This is a genomic window from Njordella aestuarii (genome assembly GCF_056494165.1).
This window is the reverse complement of record NZ_CM151397.1, coordinates 4,617,514-4,640,454: the sequence shown is the minus strand read 5'-3', so window position 1 is coordinate 4,640,454 and position 22,941 is coordinate 4,617,514. Positions and strand designations below refer to the sequence as shown.

15 protein-coding genes are annotated in these 22,941 nt (G+C 49.4%); 12 read left to right on the top strand and 3 right to left on the bottom strand.

From position 1 onward, the window contains the following. The first annotated feature begins 233 nt into the window (after window positions 1-233). From SH451x_RS18340 to SH451x_RS18295, 10 genes are all read left to right on the top strand, one after another. On the top strand, window positions 234-6,572 hold the full coding sequence (locus tag SH451x_RS18340; protein ID WP_479358474.1) for an SDR family NAD(P)-dependent oxidoreductase: 6,339 nt from the start codon (window positions 234-236) through the stop codon (window positions 6,570-6,572). A 58-nt stretch (window positions 6,573-6,630) separates the two neighbouring features. After that, complete coding sequence (locus SH451x_RS18335) at window positions 6,631-7,956, top strand: aminotransferase class I/II-fold pyridoxal phosphate-dependent enzyme (RefSeq protein WP_479358472.1); 1,326 nt, start codon at window positions 6,631-6,633, stop codon at window positions 7,954-7,956. A 25-nt stretch (window positions 7,957-7,981) separates the two neighbouring features. Further along, complete coding sequence (locus SH451x_RS18330) at window positions 7,982-8,977, top strand: zinc-dependent alcohol dehydrogenase family protein (RefSeq protein ID WP_479358471.1); 996 nt, start codon at window positions 7,982-7,984, stop codon at window positions 8,975-8,977. Window positions 8,978-8,979: 2 nt separating this feature from the next. Beyond that, window positions 8,980-10,173 (top strand): MBL fold metallo-hydrolase, encoded by a 1,194-nt coding sequence (locus tag SH451x_RS18325; protein ID WP_479358470.1) that lies wholly within the window; start codon window positions 8,980-8,982, stop codon window positions 10,171-10,173. Window positions 10,174-10,315: 142 nt separating this feature from the next. Next, window positions 10,316-11,605, top strand: coding sequence for an efflux RND transporter periplasmic adaptor subunit (locus SH451x_RS18320; RefSeq protein ID WP_479358469.1), 1,290 nt, complete (start codon window positions 10,316-10,318; stop codon window positions 11,603-11,605). A 56-nt stretch (window positions 11,606-11,661) separates the two neighbouring features. Next, the gene (locus SH451x_RS18315; RefSeq protein WP_479358468.1) at window positions 11,662-14,775 is read left to right on the top strand and encodes an efflux RND transporter permease subunit; all 3,114 of its coding nucleotides are present in this window, start codon (window positions 11,662-11,664) and stop codon (window positions 14,773-14,775) included. Between the two features lie 69 nt (window positions 14,776-14,844). After that, window positions 14,845-16,425, top strand: coding sequence for a phytoene desaturase family protein (locus SH451x_RS18310; RefSeq protein ID WP_479358467.1), 1,581 nt, complete (start codon window positions 14,845-14,847; stop codon window positions 16,423-16,425). A gap of 127 nt (window positions 16,426-16,552) precedes the next feature. Beyond that, the gene (locus SH451x_RS18305) at window positions 16,553-18,442 is read left to right on the top strand and encodes a serine/threonine protein kinase (protein ID WP_479358466.1); all 1,890 of its coding nucleotides are present in this window, start codon (window positions 16,553-16,555) and stop codon (window positions 18,440-18,442) included. Further along, window positions 18,439-19,092: a sigma-70 family RNA polymerase sigma factor gene (locus SH451x_RS18300; RefSeq protein ID WP_479358465.1), complete on the top strand. Its 654-nt coding sequence runs from the start codon at window positions 18,439-18,441 to the stop codon at window positions 19,090-19,092. The genes SH451x_RS18305 and SH451x_RS18300 overlap by 4 nt, the downstream gene beginning before the upstream one ends. Before the next feature lie 294 nt (window positions 19,093-19,386). Beyond that, window positions 19,387-20,331: a DUF808 domain-containing protein gene (locus tag SH451x_RS18295; protein ID WP_479358464.1), complete on the top strand. Its 945-nt coding sequence runs from the start codon at window positions 19,387-19,389 to the stop codon at window positions 20,329-20,331. 7 nt (window positions 20,332-20,338) lie between these two features. Here the strand turns inward: SH451x_RS18295 and SH451x_RS18290 are convergent, their stop codons facing one another. The 3 genes from SH451x_RS18290 to SH451x_RS18280 all read right to left on the bottom strand — a co-directional run bounded on the left by SH451x_RS18290 (window position 20,339) and on the right by SH451x_RS18280 (window position 21,797). Continuing rightward, window positions 20,339-20,761 (bottom strand): rhodanese-like domain-containing protein, encoded by a 423-nt coding sequence (locus SH451x_RS18290; RefSeq protein ID WP_479358463.1) that lies wholly within the window; start codon window positions 20,759-20,761, stop codon window positions 20,339-20,341. A 47-nt stretch (window positions 20,762-20,808) separates the two neighbouring features. After that, window positions 20,809-21,093 (bottom strand): anti-sigma factor family protein, encoded by a 285-nt coding sequence (locus SH451x_RS18285; protein WP_479358462.1) that lies wholly within the window; start codon window positions 21,091-21,093, stop codon window positions 20,809-20,811. A gap of 65 nt (window positions 21,094-21,158) precedes the next feature. Further along, on the bottom strand, window positions 21,159-21,797 hold the full coding sequence (locus SH451x_RS18280) for an RNA polymerase sigma factor (RefSeq protein ID WP_479358461.1): 639 nt from the start codon (window positions 21,795-21,797) through the stop codon (window positions 21,159-21,161). 136 nt (window positions 21,798-21,933) lie between these two features. On the opposite strand from SH451x_RS18280, the gene SH451x_RS18275 reads away from it, so the two are divergent. Continuing rightward, window positions 21,934-22,128: a YgaP family membrane protein gene (locus SH451x_RS18275; protein ID WP_479358460.1), complete on the top strand. Its 195-nt coding sequence runs from the start codon at window positions 21,934-21,936 to the stop codon at window positions 22,126-22,128. 129 nt (window positions 22,129-22,257) lie between these two features. Beyond that, window positions 22,258-22,806: a rhodanese-like domain-containing protein gene (locus SH451x_RS18270; RefSeq protein WP_479358459.1), complete on the top strand. Its 549-nt coding sequence runs from the start codon at window positions 22,258-22,260 to the stop codon at window positions 22,804-22,806. Window positions 22,807-22,941 lie beyond the last annotated feature (135 nt).

Genomic DNA, 22,941 nt, shown 5'->3' with positions numbered 1-22,941 from the left:
GGCGGTCATCTTGCGAGTGTTGCTGCATGGCTACCTTTAACGGCTGTATCGTTTGTAACCACCGCACTCGATACTGATTGTTCGAATTCTGTCGCATTCTTCGCGGCACCTGTCCCGACTATTCTGGCTTTGTTCGCATTCCTTGGTAGGAGACTCTCTCTTCGTTGCTCGTTCACGATGAGCAAGGGAGTCGTTGACAAATCGTCGCAGAACACAAGCTAAGGAATAGTCACTTGAGTGGCGAACAAAAACCAATTGCAATTGTCGGCATGGCTTGCCGATTTCCAAAGGGACTCGAAAGTCTCGAAGCGCTTTGGAATGCGTTGAAGAATCGGGTAAGTGCTATCGACCAAATTCCGTCCGACAGGTGGAGTGTTGATCGATACTATTCATCGAATCCCATAGCAAAAGGAAAGTCGTACATTCAGCGAGGAGGTTTCCTAACGCAAGATATTACAAAATTCGATGCTGGATTTTTCGGTATATCTCCGCGAGATGCGGAAAACATGGATCCTCAACAAAGAATATTACTTGAGGTCGTTTGGGAGGCATTCGAGAACTCTGGTATGATCCTTCCCGACTTCTCTGGTAAGTCAGTTGGAGTTTATGTTGGGGGATTTATGCTGGATCATATGATCACGCAGATGTCCGCGTCAAACCGTTCCGCGATCAATCAGAATACAGCAGCGGGCATGATGATGACCATGCTGTCCAATCGTATATCGCATACTTTTGATTTCCGCGGTCCCAGTCTTTCGATAGACACTGCCTGTTCATCGTCGTTAGTTGCGTTCCATTACGCTTGTCAGGATCTATGGTGCGGTCATAGCGAAATGGCGGTCGTTGGCGGAGCGAACATGATGTTGCGCCCTGAGTACCCGATGGGCATGTGTAAGGGGCATTTTTTATCGCGCGATGGAGAGTGCAAAAGCTTTGATGCACGTGGCGATGGTTATGGACGTGGTGAAGGGGCTGGAGTCGTCTTGCTCAAGCCGCTTGATGCAGCGATTCGTGATGGCGACTGCGTTCTGGCAACGGTAATTGCCACCGGTAGCAATCAAGATGGGAGAACTCCTGGAATATCGATGCCGAGCGGCGATGCGCAGCGAACTTTAATTGAATCTGTTTGCCAACGCAACGATGTAGAACCGAGTTCCATATGCTATGTAGAATGCCATGGTACCGGCACCGCGGTCGGTGACCCGACAGAGTCCAAAGCTATCGGTGCAACCTATGGATATGCACGTCAGAAAAAGGGGCTTGGGCCGGTTATCGTTGGTTCTGTCAAGAGCAACATCGGTCACTTGGAAGCCGCTGCAGGTGTAGCAGGAGTCATTAAAGCGACTCTCACCTTGCTCCACCGCGAGACAACACCCCTCGCAAATCTGCAAGAACCAAACGCGGCAATAAACCTGAGCGAGCTCAATGTTCGACTTTCGGATGACGCTATCCCGCTGGATGCCGAGGGCGATATTCGAGTTGCGATCAACTCTTTCGGCTACGGCGGAACCAATGCCCATGTCATCCTGCAGTCAGCCCCGCGACTAAGCAAGGAAGAGGTTTGTGTCCCGGAAGTTTCGTCGAAACCAACGCATAGTCTACCGCGACTACTGCCGATTTCTGCTAAAAGCGTATTGGCCGTCGAGGCTGCGGCTGGAAAGTATGCCGACCTTTTGCAAAGCGACTGCTCGCTGGAAGATATTATTTATTCTGCTGCACACCACCGAGCACACTTGAACCAACGAGCGGTAGTCAAAGGAAGTTGTAAGCAAGAACTAATCGACGCTCTTAAGGCCCTTTCGAATGGGCTAGAACATCCGAACGTCGTAACTGGAAGTGAGCCGTTCACTGGTATACGTAAACCTGTGTTCGTTTACACCGGCATGGGTCCACAGTGGTGGGCTATGGGACAAGAGCTTTACGAGCATGATCCCATCTATCGTCAAGCCGTGATTGAAGCCGATGAAATCTTTGAATCGATTTCAGGATTCTCAATTTTGAAGGAAATGTTGAAATCGGAAGCTGATTCGCAAATAACAAGAACGGAGTTTGCTCAGCCTGCCAATTTCATAATACAAATCGGCCTAACCGCCGTCCTCCGCGCCGCAGGTGTACACCCGGGCGCAGTCGTTGGACATTCCGTTGGGGAACTAGCGTCTGCTTATACCGCTGGTGTGTTGACACTTACTGATGCCTTAACCGTTTGCTATCACCGGAGCCGACTGCAGGCAAGTTGCAGGGGCACTGGAGGAATGTTAGCCGTTGGGCTGAGCAAAGAAGGAGCCCTCGCTAAAATCAGTGGGCATGCCGACAAAGTATCGATTGCTGCTGTGAACGGACCCACCAATGTTACCATCGCCGGTGATATTGATATACTGACGGATATCGCGAACGAACTCACGCAAGCAGGTATATTCAACCGTCATCTAGATGTTGAAGTTCCCTATCATAGTCCGATGATGGATCCAATCCTTGGCGACTTGAGAAGTGCACTATTGGATGTTAGGCCCTCAGTACCATGCGTCCCGCTCTATTCGACCGTTACCGGAGGTTTGGTTCAGAGTGCGACTTACGGGAGCGATTACTGGCCTGAAAATGTTCGGCAACCGGTGGAATTTGCAACTGCGATTGGTTCGCTTTTGGAGGCTGGTTTCAATACCTTCTTGGAAGTCGGACCTCACCCAGTTCTTTCAACTTCGATTCGTGATTGTGTGAAAATCGCGGGGAAAGACTCTCGGCAAGCTTTTACATTGCGCAAAAATGTACCTGAACTCGAAGCGGTTCATAAAGCTGTTATGAGTGTTTATGCCGAAGGATGCGATATTGACTGGAACGCACACGCCAAGGATGGCAGGTTCGTGTCACTACCGAACTACAGTTGGCAGCGAGAATTCTATTGGAACGAAAATGATCGAGCAAAACAGGACCGCATTGCGTCAGTAGAATACCCTATGCTCGGTATTCAGGAAGCTCCGGGTGCTCCGGTGTATCGCAACGATTTCGACCACGAACCAGTGTTGTACCTGCGAGATCATGTGATTACGGGAATGCCAATTTTACCAGCGGCCGGATATGTAGAAAGCTTGTTGGAACTCGCGTCGATTCAATTTCCCGGAGCGATCGGACTTGCGATACGAGATGCACAGATACTAGCTCCAATGATTATCACGGCTGAACGCGGTTTAGACTGTGTTACCGACTATGACCAACTATCACAGTCCGCCGTCATACGCAGTTTGGAAAATGGCAGGTTGGGTGCAGGTCAAGTTCACATGACGGCCAAACTGGTCGGTCTCCCGCGATTTGAAAACCGCAGATTCGATCTAGACTCATTCCGCAGTCAAATTTGCTTACGGAAGGACATCGACTCCTTTTACAAAGGATTGGACCAGATTGGTTTGAGCTATGGTCCGGCATTCCGATCGGTGAAAGAATTGCGGACAAACTCACAAGGAAGCCAGGTGCTCGCATGCATTGAAATGTTGCCCGAACTGACTTGGAATCTCAAGCAATACTGCCTACATCCAACCATACTGGACGCATGCTTTCAATCACTGATGCTGTTGTTGCAAGAGTCTGAAACGACTTACCTGCCGACCGGATTCGGTGAACTCTGTTTGTATGCGCGATCCTTTCCAGAAAAAATCTGGTGTCTTAGTGAGTGCGTGGATCAAAACGAGCGTCAAATAATCTGCAACATGATGCTCATGGATGAAGAGGGGAATGTGCTCGCTTCACTCCGATCCATGCGTTTGAATGCCGCGACGAAACGGGAACGAGTTGATCAGTGGGGAGATCGCGTAAAACGCCAAATCTTAACTTATGAGTGGTCCTACGGCGAGAACTTGACCGAGCCAAAGCGCTTAGGGCATTGGGTCGTCGTGGGTTGCAATGACGCGCACACAAAGCTTACCGTCGAACAAATCGAAGCGTTCGGATCGACCGTAGTTGGAATTGTAGATTTTGGTGAAAAGCTTACCTGCTGCGGGCGTCAATACACGTTGCGCTCGAGTTCAGTTGAAGATGCAAAGTTCTTACTCCAGCAAGTGGGAGAACTAGATGGACTAGTATTCTTAAATGGCATCAACGAGATCGAACAAACGGTCGACGCTACGGCTGAAAAGGCAATCACCGAAATTACCACGGTCACCCAGGCTCTGCTCGGTCATGAATCACTACGTAAACCTCGTGTTTATGTAGTCACGAAAGAAGCGTTTGCAATCAATGATTTCGATCGCACGGTAGAGCCAAGCCAGGCTGCGATCAACGGCTTTGTTCGAGTCGCTTTCAATGAACTTGACGAACTTCGTTTCAGTTCTATTGATTTGCCGGCAAAGCTGAATGACAAGATTGCGGAGAACTTGATCTTGGAACTGCTTTGCGATGCGGCCGAAGACGAAGTCGCTCTGCGTGGCTCGCTACGATTGTTCAGTGAGCTGAAAGATAGTAGCGTCCTTTCAACTGATCGCGTTGTGACAGGCTTTGTCAACGAGCAACATCCTGTCCTCGTTCGGGCTCTTAGGCCGGATTGCGAAAGTGTGGGCACCGCGCGTGTTGTTTCTACTTCGCTGCGTGAAGTCGGCGACTATGACGCACTCCTGGAAATTGAAACTACGTATATACCGAATGATCTGCTTAATGGCTCTGCTGGTGACGCCATCCAGCAGCCGGCAATTGAGATTGTCGCCCGTGTCTTGCAAGTAGGACGTGAGGTAACAGACCTGAGGCCCGGTGTGCGCGTTTGTGGATTTGCTCCGTCGGATCTGGCTAGCCACATGGTTGCACGGCGGGATGAGTTTAGGGTTGTTGAAATCGACGATGAAATAGATGCCGTGGAGGTGACAGGCGTAATTGGTAAAGCTACTCGTGCGTATTTGGGTGTAAACTCGATTGATGCTTCATCGCACAAACGTGCAGTCGTGCTGCACAGTTCTTTCGGTATCGCAATAGCGAACGAACTCGCCCAGCAGAACTACGAAGTCACGCTCCTAATCGAGAACAAGGACCAATGTAACCTGGATCTGAGTCGCTTTTCGGTATTCTCAGCCTGTCCAGAAGGGATTGCTGATGCTGTGAAAGCAAGCACAGGTGGTCGCGGTTTTGACGTAGTTGCCGTGCCATTGTCCGATTGGCAGAAAACGTTTGACATGAATTTGCTGGCGAGCGGCGGCGTACTTTTGGATCTCGATTCCGTAGCCAGTGGCGTTACAATTCCAAGGCATGCGAGGAGCATTGTCAGAACTGATTACAAACATCTGTCTAGAAATGGCAGCGACGTCGAAATTGCCTTGCAAGAGATCGTCAAGCGGTTGGAAGCCAAGGCTATCGTGCCCGATGCAACTCTGGAAGTCTCTATATCAGACCTAGCTTGGCGTAAGCTTCCGTTAGGCGAAACTTCAGCGACGCTGATCCTGAATTGGGAGACGCACGGTGGGGACCTGCCGATTGTGCAAACCGACGAATTAAAGTTTGCATCCGAAGGCTCCTATCTTATCACCGGCGGGTTCGGCGGTTTTGGGCAGAAGACCGCAGAATGGCTCATTGAGAATGGTGCGCAAACGATCGTACTAACGGGGCGTACCGGAGCAGACACTCCGTCGAAGAAGGCCTTTGTAAGTTCGCTTGAAAAGAAGGGCGCGCGGGTAGTTCCCGTCGCCTGCGATACATCCGACTTTACCCAGCTACAATTGCTTTTCGATCGATTTGGAACGGAACTTCCCGCTCTAAAAGGCGTGTTTCACTCGGGCGCACAGATCATCGATCAGCCGATATCGGACATAGACACAGCTACGTTCCAGAAGGTGATGCGCAGTAAAGCCACCGGCGCCTGGAACCTTCATCTGCTGACTAAAGACCTTACTCTCGATCATTTTGTGCTTTACTCATCGATAGCCAATCTCGTGGGCAACAGTCGGCAAGCGTCGTATAGTGCGGCCAATGGCTTCCTGAATGGTCTAGCTCATCTTCGAACCTTGTCAGGCTTGCCCGGAGTCAGCGTGAACTGGGGTGCCATCTCAGACGTCGGAGTCGTTGCACAAGATGAAAAACTGGAACAATTCCTGCGCTACACTGGACTTCGTGGAATTAGTTCAACTGAAGCTTTAAGCGTGTTGCAAACAGGTTTGGCCCGCGGCGTTCCGCAGTTTGGCGTCACGGTGATATCGAGTTGGGCGGATTGGGCTAGATTCGAGACGCGTGGTGCAACTTCACCGCGATTCGCCGGCTTGATTGCTTCCGATTCGATGGCACAAGATAGTTCGAATCGCGATGCGCTCATCGAGGAACTGTCAAGTTTAGAACCTGCTGATCAAGTTGAATTACTCGCGAACTTGATTATCGCGATTGTCGCTTCCGTGCTTAAGGCCGATCCAACGTCGATACCGTTCGACAAATCGATCAATTCGTTGGGCGTCGATTCGCTGATGGCCACTGAAATTCAATCTCTGCTTGATTCGCAATTGGGCTTAAGTATCTCCATTCTCGAGTTGATTGGCGATAGTTCCATCCGTACTCTAGCGGCCCAATCGTTGAAATCACTCAATCTCGTGGTTGACGTAGCTTTAGCAACTTAGTTGCACGTCGGCAAAGAAATCCCTGCACATCCATTAGTTTGATTAAAGCGAGAGTTCTATGAATTTCAAATCGAGTTTAGAGCGTATGAAGAAAGGGTTGGCCCTTAATACGACATCGGAATCAACGATGCCTCCGGCAAGGTCTATCGCAATGCAAACAGCATTCCACGACTTCTCGCAGTTTCCAGAATACAAAGACTTTACCACGATGGAGTGGTACTACTCCAAGCAAAAGTACACTAAAAATCAGTTCCTTAAGCACATTGGTTCATCTGATGCAACCGTGTGTTTGGAAGGACGAGAGTTGATCAATTACTCCAGTTATAATTATCTTGCGCTCGCATGTGATCCTCGAGTAAAAGAATTTGCGAAGCAAGCGATTGACAATTTTGGTACGAGCACGGGTTCGGGGCGTTCGATTACTGGAGAAGTCGATCTTCATCAGCAATTCGAAGCCGAAGTATCTGAAGTGCTCGGAACCGAAGACGCCGTACTTTCGGTAGGTGGTTACAGCACGAACGCCTTTACGATCGGCTATTTGTGCCGACCACAAGATTTGATTATCTATGACGAACTAATTCATAACTCAGCGTTGGCTGGGTGCAAAATGACGACGGCTCGAAGGTTCAGCTTTCCGCATAACGACTACGATGCATTGGACAAGCTTCTGGCTGCGAACCGCGACAAGTTTGAAAGGGCTTTCATCTTAGTTGAAGGTGTCTATAGCATGGATGGCGATATTCCTGATGTGCCACGGTTGATTGAAATCAAGAAGCGTCACAAAGCGTTCTTGATGGTGGATGAAGCGCACTCGATGGGTGTAATTGGGCCACGAGGGCTGGGAGTAACGGACTATTTTTCGATCTCCGGAAGTGAGATTGACATTCTGTACGGTTCAATGAGCAAAGCATTCGGGACCTGCGGCGGATACGTGGCGGGACCGAAACCACTGGTTGCTATTCTGAAGAATTATGCCCCTGGAGTGCTTCTTTACGGAGCCTCTCCAACGCCGGCTAATACGGCGGCTGGTCTCAAATCACTTCAGATTATGCGAGCGGAACCTGAGCGAGCGACTCAGGTACAAGCAAATGCTCGATACTTCATATCGAAGGCTAAAGCTGTAGGGTTGAACACTTATAACAGCCTTGATTCTGGAGTCGTCCCCATTATGACCCGCGATTCGGAGGTTGCATTGTGGTTGTCGATCCAGCTCTTCGACGCCGGAATCTGTGCTTTTCCCATGCTGTATCCGATTGTGCCGCGCGACAAATCGAGACTGCGGTTCTTTATAAACATGAATCATACGATTGATCAGATTGACTATACGGTTGACTGTCTCGCAAAGAGTCTCGCCAATGCTCCAAAGTCGAAAGGCGTAATGTAGTTGCTCTTGAGTGACACCTGAGACTATGAAACAGATTCAAATAACCTCGTTTGGTCAACCCAGCGCTGTGGCACGCTGCGTCGAAGTTCCCGATGTCGGCGAGCCAGCCGCCTGGGAAGTTGTGGTCGATATAGAAGCGTTCCCTATCAACATGTCAGATTTGGCAATGATGGCTGGTCGTTATGGTATCCTGCCAAAAATGCCGTCAGTGGTTGGCATGGAGGCGGTCGGTCGAGTGTCGAGATGCGGGACGTCCGTCACATCTTTTGTTCCGGGTGATCGCGTTGTAATGTTGGCCAACAATAATTGGGCCGAACGGCGTAAAGTACCAGCCACGACGGTGCATCGAGTTAGTTCGGAGCTTGATCCAATCCAATTGTCGATGTTAAAAGTCAATCCCGCAACTGCGCTGATGCTACTTACAACCGTTGTGGAGCTGAGTTCGAATGATTGGATTTTGCAAACAGCGCCGCTGGGAGGCGTCGGACAGTGCGTCATTCAACTTGCGAAAGCAATGGGTGTTAACACCATTAACGTTGTGCGGAATGACGAGGCCAAGGCAAAAGTGCTTGCGCTCGGGGGGACTGTGGCAGTTGACAACGATGATCAACTGCCGCGGCGGGTGAAAGAGATCGTCGGATACGACAATGTCCAGCTAGCGATCGACGCTGTGGCCGGTCCGGGCATTGCGCATCTTGCCAAGTGCCTTAGCGATGGCGGTCTCGTTGTGAACTACGGAATGCTATCGGGTGAAGAATGCAGGATTGGACCTGAGAGTACGATCTTTCACAATATTTCCCTGCGTGGTTTTTGGCTGTCGAAGTTACTAAATCGGATGCCGCTGGAACAACGTACCAATCTATTCAATCTGCTGTGCTCCTATATCGCCGACGGCAAATTGCTGATGAGCGTGGATTCGATTTACCCTCTCCATGCGATTGGCGATGCTCTTCATCGAGCTGAACAAAATGGGCGCAACGGCAAGGTGATTGTGCAAGTCGCGGACTGGAATAGGTCTTGAGCATGTACGAGCCACAATTCAATGTCGAGGTTCCTGGCGGAACAGAGCACAAGTTGTCGGAGTCTACGGCGGCGATCCGTCCGCTCTTCGCAAATGTGCCAGCGAATGGGCAAGCAGTACAAGTTGCAGAAGGAGTTTGGTGGGTACGCTTGGAACTGCGCGGATCTCAAGATCATGTCAATGTATATATTTTGACCGATGCGAACAGTTGTACTCTCGTGGATACGGGAAACAATACTGAGCAATGTAGACAAGTGCTTGCCACGCTTTTTGGCTCGGAATTCTTTGCTACGCGTCCTTTGATTCAAGTCATCGTAACGCACTATCACCCAGATCATATTGGGTTAGCTGGGTTGCTTGCAGAGCAAGGGGCTACGCTTTTGATGACGCGAACTTGCTGGCAGAGTTCTCAGATACTTCAGCTTTCCGAGAGGGGAACGCCGGCGCAGTCGCAAGTTGACTTTCTACGAAAGGCAGGCGTCTCGGAACTCGAATTGGAAGCTTATCGAAGACGTCCGCCGAGCAACTATTCTGCCTTGGTCTATCCCCTTCCCTTTGCCTACCGTCGGATTAAATCTGGCGACGAGCTTATGATCGGGAGTCGCCGGTGGATTGTCGAAGTAGGAAATGGCCATGCCGCTGAACACGCGACGTTTTGGTCCGACGACGGTTTGGCAATTGTTGGCGATCAGTTGTTACCGAATATATCCCCAAACCTAAGTGTGCACCCAAGTGAACCTGACGCTGATTTGGCTACAGAATGGTTTGCAAGCTGTCGCCGAATGGCAGAACTAGCAGACGAAGAAACAATCTGTCTGCCCGGACACGGTGTGCCGTATATCGGTGTCAAGAAACGCTGTGAACAGTTGGCCGACAACTTAACAGGAATGCTAAATCGTTTGTATGAACATCTTGCAAAACCTCAAACAGTTGTTGGCTGTATGTCGGCGGTGTATCGGCGAGTACTGCAATCGCATGAGCGTGAGCCACTGATCGGAGAAGTGGTGGGTTTGCTAAATCACTTGCGCAGCCAAAACAAGGTCCGTTGCGAACAGGTTGGAAATGTTTGCTTGTGGAGCCAAGTGTCGCAGCGTTACACAACGCATCGATTCGACGACTGTGTCTCAGATTCCGGTATATCAAAAAGTAGGGCCTTTGGCCAATTTATCTCCAGTGATGATCGTCAGCGACCGTGAAGGCGAACAGAGGATGAATATGTATCAAGCGAGCAAGCGAATTAAATCACAAAATAGTGCGAGGGCATCTACGTTTTTTCGCGAGGATTGTGTGGCTTTCGCAAAATACGTACGTTGCACGGTGGCTTGTGCGATGATTTTGATGACTATATCACCATTAAATGCTTCCGAGAACGGTAGCACGATACAGGATACTTACGTTGAAACGATTTCTGTGAATGAGCAGAACGACGTTCGGGTTTCTCGGTCTTTCACTGGAACGTTAGTGGCAAAAAGATCGAGCGAACTAGGATTCAAGAGTATTGGTCGAGTACAAAAGCTATTTGTCGAGCAAGGTGAGCGTGTCAAGAAAGGGCAGACTCTTGCTGAATTAGATGTCGCAAGTCTTCGCGCGGATGTAAAGGTACTTGAATCCGAGAAACTAGTCGCTTCAGCAAAGCTCGATGAACTTGTTGCTGGTCCGCGCAAGCAGACGATTGAAGCCGCACGTCGACAAGTGGACGAATTGTTGGCCATGCGAGACCAAGCAAAATCTACATTCGACCGACGGCAGCGACTTGCGAATTCCGAAGCGATTTCAGTGCAAGATATTGATGATGCGCGGCACCAGCTTGCCGCGGCAGAAGCAAAGCTCAAGGTTCAACAACAAATGGTTGGCGAGCTTGAAGAAGGTACTCGCAAAGAACAAATCGCAGCACAACGGGCAGAAGTACAAATGTTGGACGCACGAATAGCAAGCCTGGGTGTCCAATTGGAAGAGAGTCGTTTGCTTGCGCCCTACGATGCGATTGTTTCTAGCCGAATTGTTGACGAGGGAGCAATCGTACCCCCCGGCGCTACGATCTTTCGAATCATTGAACTAGCCCCATTAGAGGCGTGGATCGGTATTCCACCAGAACTGTTGAGCGAAGTTAGGTCTGCAGAGAAGTTCGAGTTAACAGTCTCTGGGAAATCTCGAACGGGACGACTCAAATCGATTTTACCAGAGCTAAATGCTGAAACAAGAACGCAAATAATTGTTCTCGAACTTAATCAACTGGAAAGCCCGAGTGTTGCAAACGACGTTGGCTCGCTCGGTTTTACAACTGACATGGATACTGTCGGGCAGATTGTGCAGCTGAACCTTTCGCAGCGAGTTTCTCAACCTGGCTATTGGCTGCCTGTTGCGGCCCTCACAAGAGGCGTGAAGGGATTGTGGTCCGTCTATGTAGTCGAAGATCCAATGGCTGATGACGGAGAATCATCTGGATTTACCTTACAAAGACGCGATGTAGAAGTAGTCCAGATCGACTCGAATCGCGTGTTAGTTCGAGGGACGTTGCAAGAAGGTGATCGCGTCGTTGCAGCGGGGGTTCAGAAGTTGACGACCGGGCAAAAAGTACTCCTTTCACCTGCTACAACGGCGAACAGAGCCGAAGTTGATTTGCGATAGCAAGCGAATGTAAAACTCACACAACGGCAATATCGATAGCAGAATATACATCCTTCATGTTGACTCATTTCTTTCAAAATCCGCGCAATCTATTTCTGGCGATCACTTTAATGATCGTTGCGGGAAGTCTGTCTTTCGTCGTGCTGCCTCGGATGGAAGATCCGATACTCACGCCGCGTGCAGCAACAGTGACAACGGTGTTGGCAGGAGCTGATGCAGAGCGAGTTGAATCGTTGGTCACTGAGAAGATCGAACTTGAGCTGAAGGAAATCGAGGAAATCAAAGAACTAAGTTCGACCAGTCGTCAGGGAGTTTCCTTTATCGCAATTGAGTTGCGAGATGACGTGACGCGCCGAGAGGCACCGCAAGTGTGGTCGCGGGTGCGAGATAAAATCGATGATGCAAAACTCAAATTGCCTGTGGAGGCAAGCAAACCGGAGTTTGATAGATTGGATATCAAAGCGTACGCAATGATCGTTGCTCTTCGTTGGGAACACGACAGTGAACCCGCATTTGCCGTGTTAAGACGGTTAGTTGAACAGTTGCAAGAAAATATTGAAGCTGTTTCTGGAACGGAAAAGGTAGACATCTTTGGCGATCCACAAGAGGAGATCGTAGTGACCATCCAACCAGAAGTTGCGGCATCATTGCAGTTGAACGCGAATCGTATCTCCGACCTGATCGTGGCGAGCGATGCAAAAATATCGGCTGGCCAGCTGCGGACATCTTCGGATGAAATGTTGCTTGAAGTTAGTGGCGAACTGGATACGTTAACGCGGTTGTCTCACATTCCCATCCAACTAAGTGAATCTGGCAGCGTTGTTGAACTATCAGACATAGCGACCATTGAGAAATCTGTGCGAACCCCAGTAAGCTCAATGGTCCTTCTTAAAGACAAGCCTGCTATAGCACTGGGGGTGTTTGTTCAGGCCGACACTAGATTGGATCATTGGACAGAACAAACGCGCCCTTTATTGGAGCGTTTCGCGATGGAACTTCCGCCAGGTATCGAAATTGACATTGTTTTCGAACAGAATACCTACGTTGAACAGCGGATGACAACGCTTCTTTCCAATCTTTTGTTTGGGATAGCCTCCATTTTCGCCGTCGTTGGAATCTTAATGGGATGGCGTAGTGCTTGGATCGTGAGCGTTTCTCTACCGCTAGGATGCCTAGTTGTATTGTTCATGATGTACATTTTCACTATACCGATCAACCAAATGTCGGTTACGGGATTAATTCTCTCACTCGGTCTGATGATCGATAACTCCATCGTAATGGTCGATGAAATTGACAAGAGGCTCAAAGCTGGTTTGTCGCGATTTGAGTCAGTACGTCAAAGTACCAGCTATCTTGCTGTTCCTCTGTTGGCATCGACGCTTACGACTGTCTTGTCGTTCAGTCCGATTGCGTTGATGCCAGGCCCCTCTGGTGAATTCGTTGGTTCAATTGCGTCTGTGGCTATTGTTGGTGTCGCTTCATCTCTTGTTATAGCACTCACAATCATAGCCGCATTTGCAGGTCTATTTCTGCCTGTTCAGGGTACAGCTGGAAACTGGTTCTCTTTTGGTTTCCTACAAACGATGCTTGTAAAGCCATACACTTGGCTGTTGCGGTCGTTATACCGATTTGCTGTTGTCGGTGCAACGCTGTGTTTTGTAATTCCAGCAATGGGTTTTTACAGTTTTCGGTTCCTAGATGAGCAATTCTTTCCGCCCTCCGATCGAAATCAATTTCAGATCGAAATGGAATTGCCAGGCACTGGAACGATTGCAGAAACTGGATTGTTAGCGAGTAAGATTCGCGCTGAATTGATGGGGGAGCCTGGAATCGTAGATGTTTCGTGGTTTCTGGGTGAGAGTGCCCCGCCCTTTTATTATAATTTGATTCCCAATCGAAAAAACTCATCGCGTTATGGCCAGGCGATCATCGATTGCAATTCGGACTGTGATGCAACGGCGTTGATTGAGCGAGCGCAGTTGAAGCTGGACAGATTGTTTCCGACCTTATCTTGCTTGGTCAGGCAATTGGAGCAAGGGCCACCATTCTCGGCTCCGATTGAAGTTCAGATTTTCGGGCCTGACGCAAGCAAATTGCAGGAGTTGGGTGAGCAGGTTCGGCTAGTTCTTTCTCAGACTCCGCACGTCAATCAAACACGTTCGGATTTCTCTGAATCTTTGCCTAAGATTACTTTCGCAATTGATGAGCAACAAGCTCGGTTAGCAGGACTAGATCATCGTCAGATTGCAAACGAGATGAATGCTTTGCTCGAAGGAGTGGCTGGTGGTTCGATTCTGGAAGCTTCTGAAGAAATACCGATCCGAGTTCGGGTTTCGAACGAGAAACGAGCTGATTTGAACCAAATCGTTTCATTTGATTTGCTAAATATGACGTCGCCTAAGATGAGAGAAAATACCGAGCAGGTTTACCAAGGAGTGCCGCTGAGTGCCATTTCGACGATGAAATTGGATTCAGAACCATCGGGAATAAGTCGCCTTAATGGAATGCGAATGAACGAAATTCAGGCATTTATTCGCGCAGGCGTCTTGCCGGCGGTCGTGCAAGAAGATTTTGAAATGAGATTAGACAATTCGAATTTCCATTTGCCTGATGGTTACAGTTTACGTTACGCAGGTGCCGAAGCCGAGCGAACTGACGCTGTAGGCAATTTGATTGTTAATGGCGTAATTCTTTTCACGATAATGGTAGCTGTATTAGTCGTCAGTCTACGATCGTTTCGACAAACGGGACTTCTATTCATGGTAGCAATTTTGTCGGTAGGTTTAGGAATTGGTTCCCTGTGGATAGCGCAGATGAGTTGGGGATTCATGGGAATCGTTGGCATTATGTCGATGATCGGTATCGCCGTGAATGATGCAATCGTGATCATTACAGCTCTGACAGCATTGCCATCGCATGCAGCAAAGGAATACCGCGTGGTCGCAGAATGTATCGTGGAAAACACGCGGCATGTATTGGCAACTACGCTGACGACCTTAGCTGGTTTCACTCCGTTGTTTCTGGCTGGAGGAGATTTTTGGCCACCAATCGCTGTCAGCATTTCGGGCGGAGTGCTGGGCGCTACAGCTCTAGCGCTCATATTTGTTCCTTGCTCGTTTATGCTAATGTATGGTCGGAAGACGACAGATGCAAACCTCGCAGTTAATTGATTGTTAAACAGTTTTTCCGTGAAATTTTTCGCGTAGAAAATAGTCCGAAAAGATAAGAGTTCTTGGTTTATGAAAAAGCCCCACGATACGCAGTTCGATGCAATTGTCATAGGTTCCGGCATGGGCGGACTCGCAGCGGCCAGCTTGCTAGCACAGATTGGTCGCAAGCGGGTTCTCGTCGTCGAACGTCACTTCAAATTGGGGGGATTTACTCATAGCTTTCGCCGGCAGAAGTACGAATGGGATGTCGGAGTTCATTATGTTGGCGAGATGCACGACGGTGCATTAACGCGACGAATGATGGACCTCGTCACACGAGGACAGGTAAAGTGGCACAAAATGGGCAGCCTATTTGAGCGCTTCATGTTCCCTGAAGGAACGTTTGAAGTTCCCGATGATCGTCGCGAATTTGAGGCAAAGCTTATCGCTAGATTTCCAGCAGAAGGACCACAGATCAAACAGTACTTCAAAGATGTGTTGAAAGCACAGTCTTGGGTCATTCGTTGGTTCATCGCAAAGGTTTACTCGAAACCAATCTCCAGCTTACTGGGACTCGGCGACGTGGACCTTATCCGGATGACCACAGCAGATTATCTGGAAAGGTTTCAAGACCCTCTGTTACGAGGCATCTTGGCGGCGCAGTGGCCCGATTTTGGGTCGCCCCCAACGGAAAGTGCCTTTGGTATTCACGCTACGGTTACAGCAGATTTCTTTCACGGCGGTTATTACCCCATCGGCGGTGCCAAGGAGATTGCTCACCATATGGTGGCGGCCATCGAGGATCAAGGAGGCTGCTGCGTCGTGAACCATGAAGTCAAACAGATCAATGTGCGTGATGGCGTTGCTTGTGGCATAACAGCGGTACATAAGGGTGTCGAAGTTGAATATCGAGCTCCCGTTATCATCTCAAATGCAAGTTCGAAAGTCACTTTCGAGAAATTAGTTGCGCCCGAGTATTGTCGAGAAGAACGTGCTAAATCCAAGCGGTTAAAGAAGGGAACGTCGGCTGTAATCCTTTTTCTGGGGTTGAATGACGATCCACGGCAGCATGGTTTCGACGATGCCAACTACTGGGCATTCGACCGCGTGGATCACGACGTTGAGGCAGCGAGAAAGGCCGGTTCAGGGAGGCAGATTCATGGTACGTTCGTGACCTTTGGCTCGCTTCGCAATCCAGGGCAATACCCTCACGTCGCTCAAGTGATTTCGTTTACCGACGAAAGTATATGGAACGATTTTGCCGACTCCGAGTGGATGAATCGAGGTGACGCATACGAACGACTAAAGGAAAAAATCGCAAACGAGATGCTTGATTTCGCGGAAAAATACATGCCTGGTTTGCGAGCCTTGGTCGACTATCAAGAGTTATCGACGCCGCTGACCGTTGAAACATTCACCGGGCATCCAGGTGGCATGATCTATGGTCAGGCATGTGACGAAAATCGATTATTTCGAGATCAGTGGCCTATAAAAACGTCACTTCGGAACCTCTATTTGACGGGAAGCGATGTGGGAACTCCGGGAGTCAATGGCGCATTGATGGCTGGCGTGATGACAGCGGCTAAGCTTCTTGGGCCATTCGGGATGCCGCGGATCATGGCGCGAGGTTTTGCTAAGCGTTACAATTGGACTAAAGCAAAGAATGCGTAATATCGAAAGACTAGCGTAAACTTTTTCGTTGCAGTCGACCTGTTGCTGAGTGCGGAACGCCGCACGATGCTACTCTTCCAAAGACTTTCAGGAGTTGAAGGTCAATCGAATAAATTGGAAGAGGAAAATGCCAGGTTCGCGTTTTAAGCCAACTGATGTCAGCTTCACAAATGTCGCTGACATGTTTCTCGCGGAATTGCGTAACGGCAACAGGCTTTCCGTAGATCTATTGATCGAAAGTTTTCCGCATCTAGCTGACGATATTGCAACGCAAATCCCAGCGTTAGAGTTGCTCGAACAGACGATGGCACCGCCGGCAATACCTAAGCCGGTTGCTCAGGATGAAGAGCTTGGCGGATGTCAAATCGTACGCGAAGTGGGCAGAGGGGCAGTAGGCATTGTTTACGAAGCACTGCAAAAAGAGCTTGGGCGAAAAGTCGCCGTTAAAGTAATCCCGCTGGCAGGAAGTGCTTCCAAGATTGCCGTTGAGAGATTCGAGCTAGAACGTCAAGCGATGGGACGCGTTGAACATCCCAACATTGTCCCTGTCTATTCATACGGCCATAACTCTCGGCATGCGTATCTCGTTATGAAGCTGATCGAAGGACACAGCTTGTACGATCTACAGAACGGGTTGGGTGATTTTAGAGCGAAATTTCAGTTTTCGGAACTTCAATCGGACTGGTCAAACTTGGCGAACTTGGGAATGCAAGTCGCCTCAGGGTTACAGCATGCGCACGAGCAAGGTCTAGTGCATCGCGATGTTAAGCCTGCCAATCTACTTTTGGATGCTTCAGGTAAAGTGTGGATATCAGATTTTGGCCTGGCCAAAATCTATGACTATGCACGCTCACTCAGCAGAACGGGCGACGCGATAGGAACACCTCGCTACATGGCGCCCGAGCAACTTCGCGGGTTTTGCGATGCTCGCAGCGATGTCTATTCACTGGGGATCACGTTGTATGAACTTGCCGCGGGGCAACAAGTGTGGGGCGACAAGTCAAATCTGTCGCTTGTAACCAAACGAGATTCTATCGCGCTTGTCGGTTTGCAAGAATTGCATGGGGATCTGCCTCCAGATCTTGCCAGAATAATAATGAAGGCGTGTGAGTTTTCGCCGGATGATAGATATCAAACTGCGCAGGAGTTAGAGCTGGTGTTGAGCCGCTTCGTGGCTGGTCACCGGCCCAGTGATCGCCGCAAGCGTAAGCGTGAGCCTGACGACGTGTATCGAAAGCGTTCTCGCCGACAGTTAGCGATTTATGGCGCTGGCGTTGGGTTAGGATCCGTTGCAATTGGATTCGGGGCAATGTTGTGGACAAATCGGAGTAATACCAGCTCAGATCAAGCGACGATGATCTATGAAAGCCGCGAACAAGATCCGGTCAAAAAGTCTTCGACTGGGTTGATCGACAAACTTGCTGACAATAAACAAGGAGACATGGTCGAAATAGTCACTGATTTTTTGAACGAGTCTTTGGGTGAGTCTAGTAACGAACTGAATCTGTCAGAGCCGACGAAAAAAGAACTCAAGGCGCAGATCGATCAGGTTGGACATCGGATTAAAGAAGATGGTCTGAACGCAGAGACGTTGGACAAGTTCTTGGAAAATTATAGAAAAACTTCGCTTCCAACCGCGACTCGAATCATGCGAGTGTCGCTCCTGTTTCGCAACTCGGCACTAAGTGTCGACGAGCAAATCGCGGCGATCGAGTTGCTGCGGCTTTTCGCAGCCGCAACTGCGAATGGTGCAATATCAGAACAGCAGGTTGATCAGTCTCTTGTTTCGCTGACGGGAGGCTATGCGGAGTCGACCGAAGAAGTAATGGCGTTGCGAATACCTGAATCACGAATGCGAGAGTGGTTGGGCAAAGTTTCCCGTTTAGTAGCAAGTCTGCCACCGGGGGCCACCGATAAGAACGTGATTGCGACGGATCTCAATCGCGCACTTAACGATTCATTCAACCAGAGCAAAATCAGCAGGCCGGTTCTGTACAAAGAAGGCTCGAAGAAATGACGCATGACGCCACGACTGCGATGATTGCTGGTTTAGTGCCGGAGAGTGATCTAAGCGGATCAAAAGTACTCTCCAAATTGATCGTGGGTGGATACTCGGCGCTCAACAGGCTTTTTGATGATGTTAGGGATGAGCTAAAGACGATGATCTCGTCGCGGCTTGATAGGCAGCTTGCCGCGCGCGTAGATGCTTCCGATATCGTACAAGAGACTTTTATTAGAGCCGTTAGTAGCCTGCCTAGCTATCTCGAATCACCAAACGTTCATCCCGTTATCTGGCTCCGTTTGATAGGTAAGCACTTGGTGGTAGAAACACACCGGTGCCACTTCCGCGCCAAGCGCAGTCCCAGCGTTGAGGTTGCTTACGAAGATAACGGTAATGATTGCTTTGTGAATCAAATCGCCGATTCAATGACCTCTGTGCATTCAGTTCTTGCAAAGGAAGAGCTTGTATCGAAAGTTCGAGCGTTGATGCATGAATTAGCTACGCAAGATCGCGAGATGCTTGAAATGCGTCACACGGAAGGCTTGAGCATCATTCGTATCGCAGAGCTATTGGAGATTCCGCTCGAGACTGCGAAAAAGCGATACTATCGCGCGTTGGAGAGATTCCGAAAAGTGGCCGCTGAAGCGTTGCCCGATGACCGATAGGCGGGAGCGAGTTTCCGCAGGCGTATCGACGTGGAAACTCAGCTTTGTACGAGGGGCCGCAACTCAATACCACTTCTTCAGCTCGTCTGAAACCGCCCCATATCTGGCATTTTGAATCTTCCGAGCTTCGTCTAGACTATTCCGCCATCCCGATTGAGCAAGCTGTGCGAGGATCGTTGCCAAGAGCGTCTCGCGTTCGTTTATTTAGAATCGGTGGATCGGTCGCGACCTCAAAATCGCTGTGAGACTTGATGACTACAATTTCATCCACAACAAAAGATTGGAAATCAGTTTATGGCTAGCGGTTTGTTGCTGTTGTTGGATGATATTGCCACAATCCTTGACGATGTCTCTTTATTAACGAAAGTTGCCGCCAAGAAAACGGCCGGAGTATTAGGCGACGATTTAGCGTTAAATGCGCAGCAGGTTATTGGAATTCAGCCAGATCGCGAGTTGCCAGTCGTTTTTGCGGTTGCCAAAGGCTCGCTAATCAACAAAGCCATTCTAGTTCCATCGGCACTTCTGTTGAGCGCCCTTGCACCCTGGGCGATCGAACCACTGATGATCGCTGGCGGTGCTTACTTATGTTTTGAAGGCTGCGAAAAAATCGCGCACAAGTTGTTTCATTCCAAACACGAGACTGAACATCGAGTGCAACATGAAGCAGTCGTCGCTGATAGTTCAATCGACATCGTCGCCGTTGAAAAAGGGAAAATCGCTGGAGCTGTTCGGACCGATTTCATACTTTCAGCAGAGATCATTGTCATAACATTGGGCACAGTCGCTGATCAGTCATTTATGACTCGACTCGCAGTGCTCGTGGCCATTGCTTTGTTGATGACGGTGGGCGTATATGGTCTTGTGGCGGGAATAGTCAAACTGGATGACTTTGGCGCGAGGCTGGCACGAAACCCCACCAAGGGCTTTGCTTCGTCCATGAGAGTTAAAACTGGACATGCCATTATCGGTCTAGCGCCCTATCTCATGAAGTTTTTGTCCGTTGCAGGTACCATCGCTATGTTCCTGGTTGGAGGGGGTATCTTAGCGCATGGAGTTCCCTCGCTACATCACTTGATTGAAGATGCAACGCATCATCTAGCAGGGCTTGGAAACATAGGGGCGGGGCTTGCTTGGTTCGCCGAACCTGTGTTGAACGGACTGCTTGGAGTCCTTGTGGGGACCGCAGTGCTAATCGCGGTCACTATCATCAAGAGTGTTTACACAAAAGTTGCCCGCTGAAGTTTGACTACTTCTTCTCGCTTTCAAAGCCCGCTTTGACAAGCTCGTCAAAGCCAGGCTTTAGCGGACGCACATCATATTTGTATTTTGCGATAATCTTTCCCGCCCGCAAAGATCGATATCCTACCGCGCAATAGGTGTAGATGATTTTGTCTTCTGGCAGGTGTTCACGAATATACTTTTCGTCAAACTTGTCCTGCAAATCACGCCAAGGCATGAACACCGCGCCGGCAACATGGCCATCGTTCCATTCAATGGGGCTGCGTACATCGACGAGTATCGCCTTCTCCTGTGCAACCAACTCTCGCACCTTTTCTAGCGAGTCACTGGTATGCTCCAAGTTCTCTTCACCTTTTTCAACGGCCGACGCAGTTGACAGTACCGCTGTAGCAGCAAACATGGCAAGGCTGAAAATTGTAATTCTTAGCATGGATGTTATCTCCTAAGATAATGGTTCTGAAAGACGTTAATCAGCAACTAATCCTTTACAACGTCGTCTTCACTGCCGACGTTGGCTGTCGTCGTGCCAAATTTAGCTTCCCAACGCAGTTTCAGATTTTGCTGCATACGATCTTGGAAAGCTTGTGGCATTTCATATGGTTGACCTGCGCGATATAACGAGATTGTCTGACGAATGTTGTCTACGACAACTTGGCAAGGATTACAACCGGCCAGATGCTGCGAAAACTCTTCACAAATTTCTGTCAGTTGCTCGCCATCGACGTAATCGTTTAGGGCTTTAAGTAGTTCTTCGCAGGTCATTTTGACTTCCTCGGAAACATTGCGTACGACATTTGATCCGTGAAGGTTAGAAAGGTTACAAAAATTTATGAGTGTTTATGGTCGGGAATCATCACTCTGAGTGAGTCACCGAATTTTTTGGTAAGGACTTCACGCAATGCTAGTCGAGCACGCAGCAATCGGACTTTCACAGTGCTTTCGGTGAGCTCCAAGGCCTCGGCCGTTTCGCGTACTGATAACCCTTCAATATCTCTGAGTACGAATACCCAGCGATATTTTTCGTTCAAGGCGACGAGTGCTTTCTCAATTTCCTTCTGGACTTCTGCATTGGCTACGATCTCATCCGCCGTCTGACTCCATGGCGCAATGAATTCGGGATGCGGCATGTCGCTGTATGAATCCTCGGATGAGGTGTCGGACATCGAAGAAACTTTAAGACCACGTCGTTTCCTCAGAATTTTCAACGCGTGGTTGCTGGCAATCTTCAAAACCCAAGTCGCAACGGAAGACTCTTCGCGAAAGTCGGCGATGTGTTCAATCAACGCGAGGAATGCCTGCTGGGTAGTGTCTTCGGCATCCTGTGCCTGCTGCAATATGCGAAATGCGAGACCGTAGACACGCGGCTGCAAATCAACGATGAGTTTTTGAAAAGCATTAAAATCCCCTGCCCTGGCTCGCCTGAGCAAGTCGAGATCGGTGGGGTTTTCGAGTAAAGGACTCTCCATCAAACTACCAATCAAACTAGTGAGTTGTCTTTCCCTGAATTCTTTGTCACTCGCATAAGAATCATTGTAACCAAAGATCGATTCCAGGCTCTACCCTTGTATTGAATCAAACTCTCAAACTTTAAGGGGAACCTGCATGTTTCAGACAAATCTTGGGCGTATCGATCGAGCTATTCGAATTGTCGCTGGTCTTGGACTTTTGGCACTCGCCTTTGTCGGTCCGCAAACTCCTTGGGGGTACATCGGTCTGGTGCCACTGTTGACTGGGTTGGTCGGATTTTGTCCCGCATATTGCCCACTTGGAATCAGAACCTGCAAAATTCGCCAGTAGCCACCGCACACGGAACGTCGGTTTGAAAGAAAAACAATCTTAGTCGCAGCCATTACCACACTGATCGCTTCTCCACGTCGTCCATTGGGCTCATCATTGGAAAGCGTTTGGAAAGAAGGGAGAACAATTGTGAGCCGAAGTATATCAGCACAGCAGTTCAAAAAGTTGCTTGAATCGGGAAAAGAAATTGTACTTATCGACGTTCGTACACCAGTGGAGTTTCGAGAGATCCACGTCGAAGGGGCTCGGAATGAACCTCTTGATAGGCTTGACCCAGTTGCTATCAAGTCGGCATATTGCGATCGTAAGGACGAAGAGTTGTATATTATATGTCGCTCAGGTGCCCGAGGCCAAAAGGCGTGCGAAAAACTCTTGGCGGCTGGCATTACCAATGTCGTGAATGTGGAGGGAGGGACGATGGCTTGCGTCGCTGCAGGAGCTACAGCGGTGAGAGGCAAGAAATCTATTCCACTGAATTGTCAGGTGCAGATAATTGTTGGATCCCTGGTGATTGCGGGCTCACTGCTTGCCTACTATCAACATCCACTTTGGATCGGCGTTCCGCTGGTCATGGGAGTTGGACTGTTGTTTTCTGGCCTCACAAACACTTGCGCCATGGGGATGATACTGGCCCGCATGCCGTGGAACGAATGCAAAGATGGTTCCTGCCCTTCGTAATCGCGCGCGATCCAATGGGGCGGTCTCGCTCGTTCTAATTGAGTTCCGGCACGCTTGAAAAACGTTTAAGTGCTGTGCACGTATGACTTTTGCTGTCTATTATTGCCAGCACTTTGCCGGTTCTCCTGGATGCGC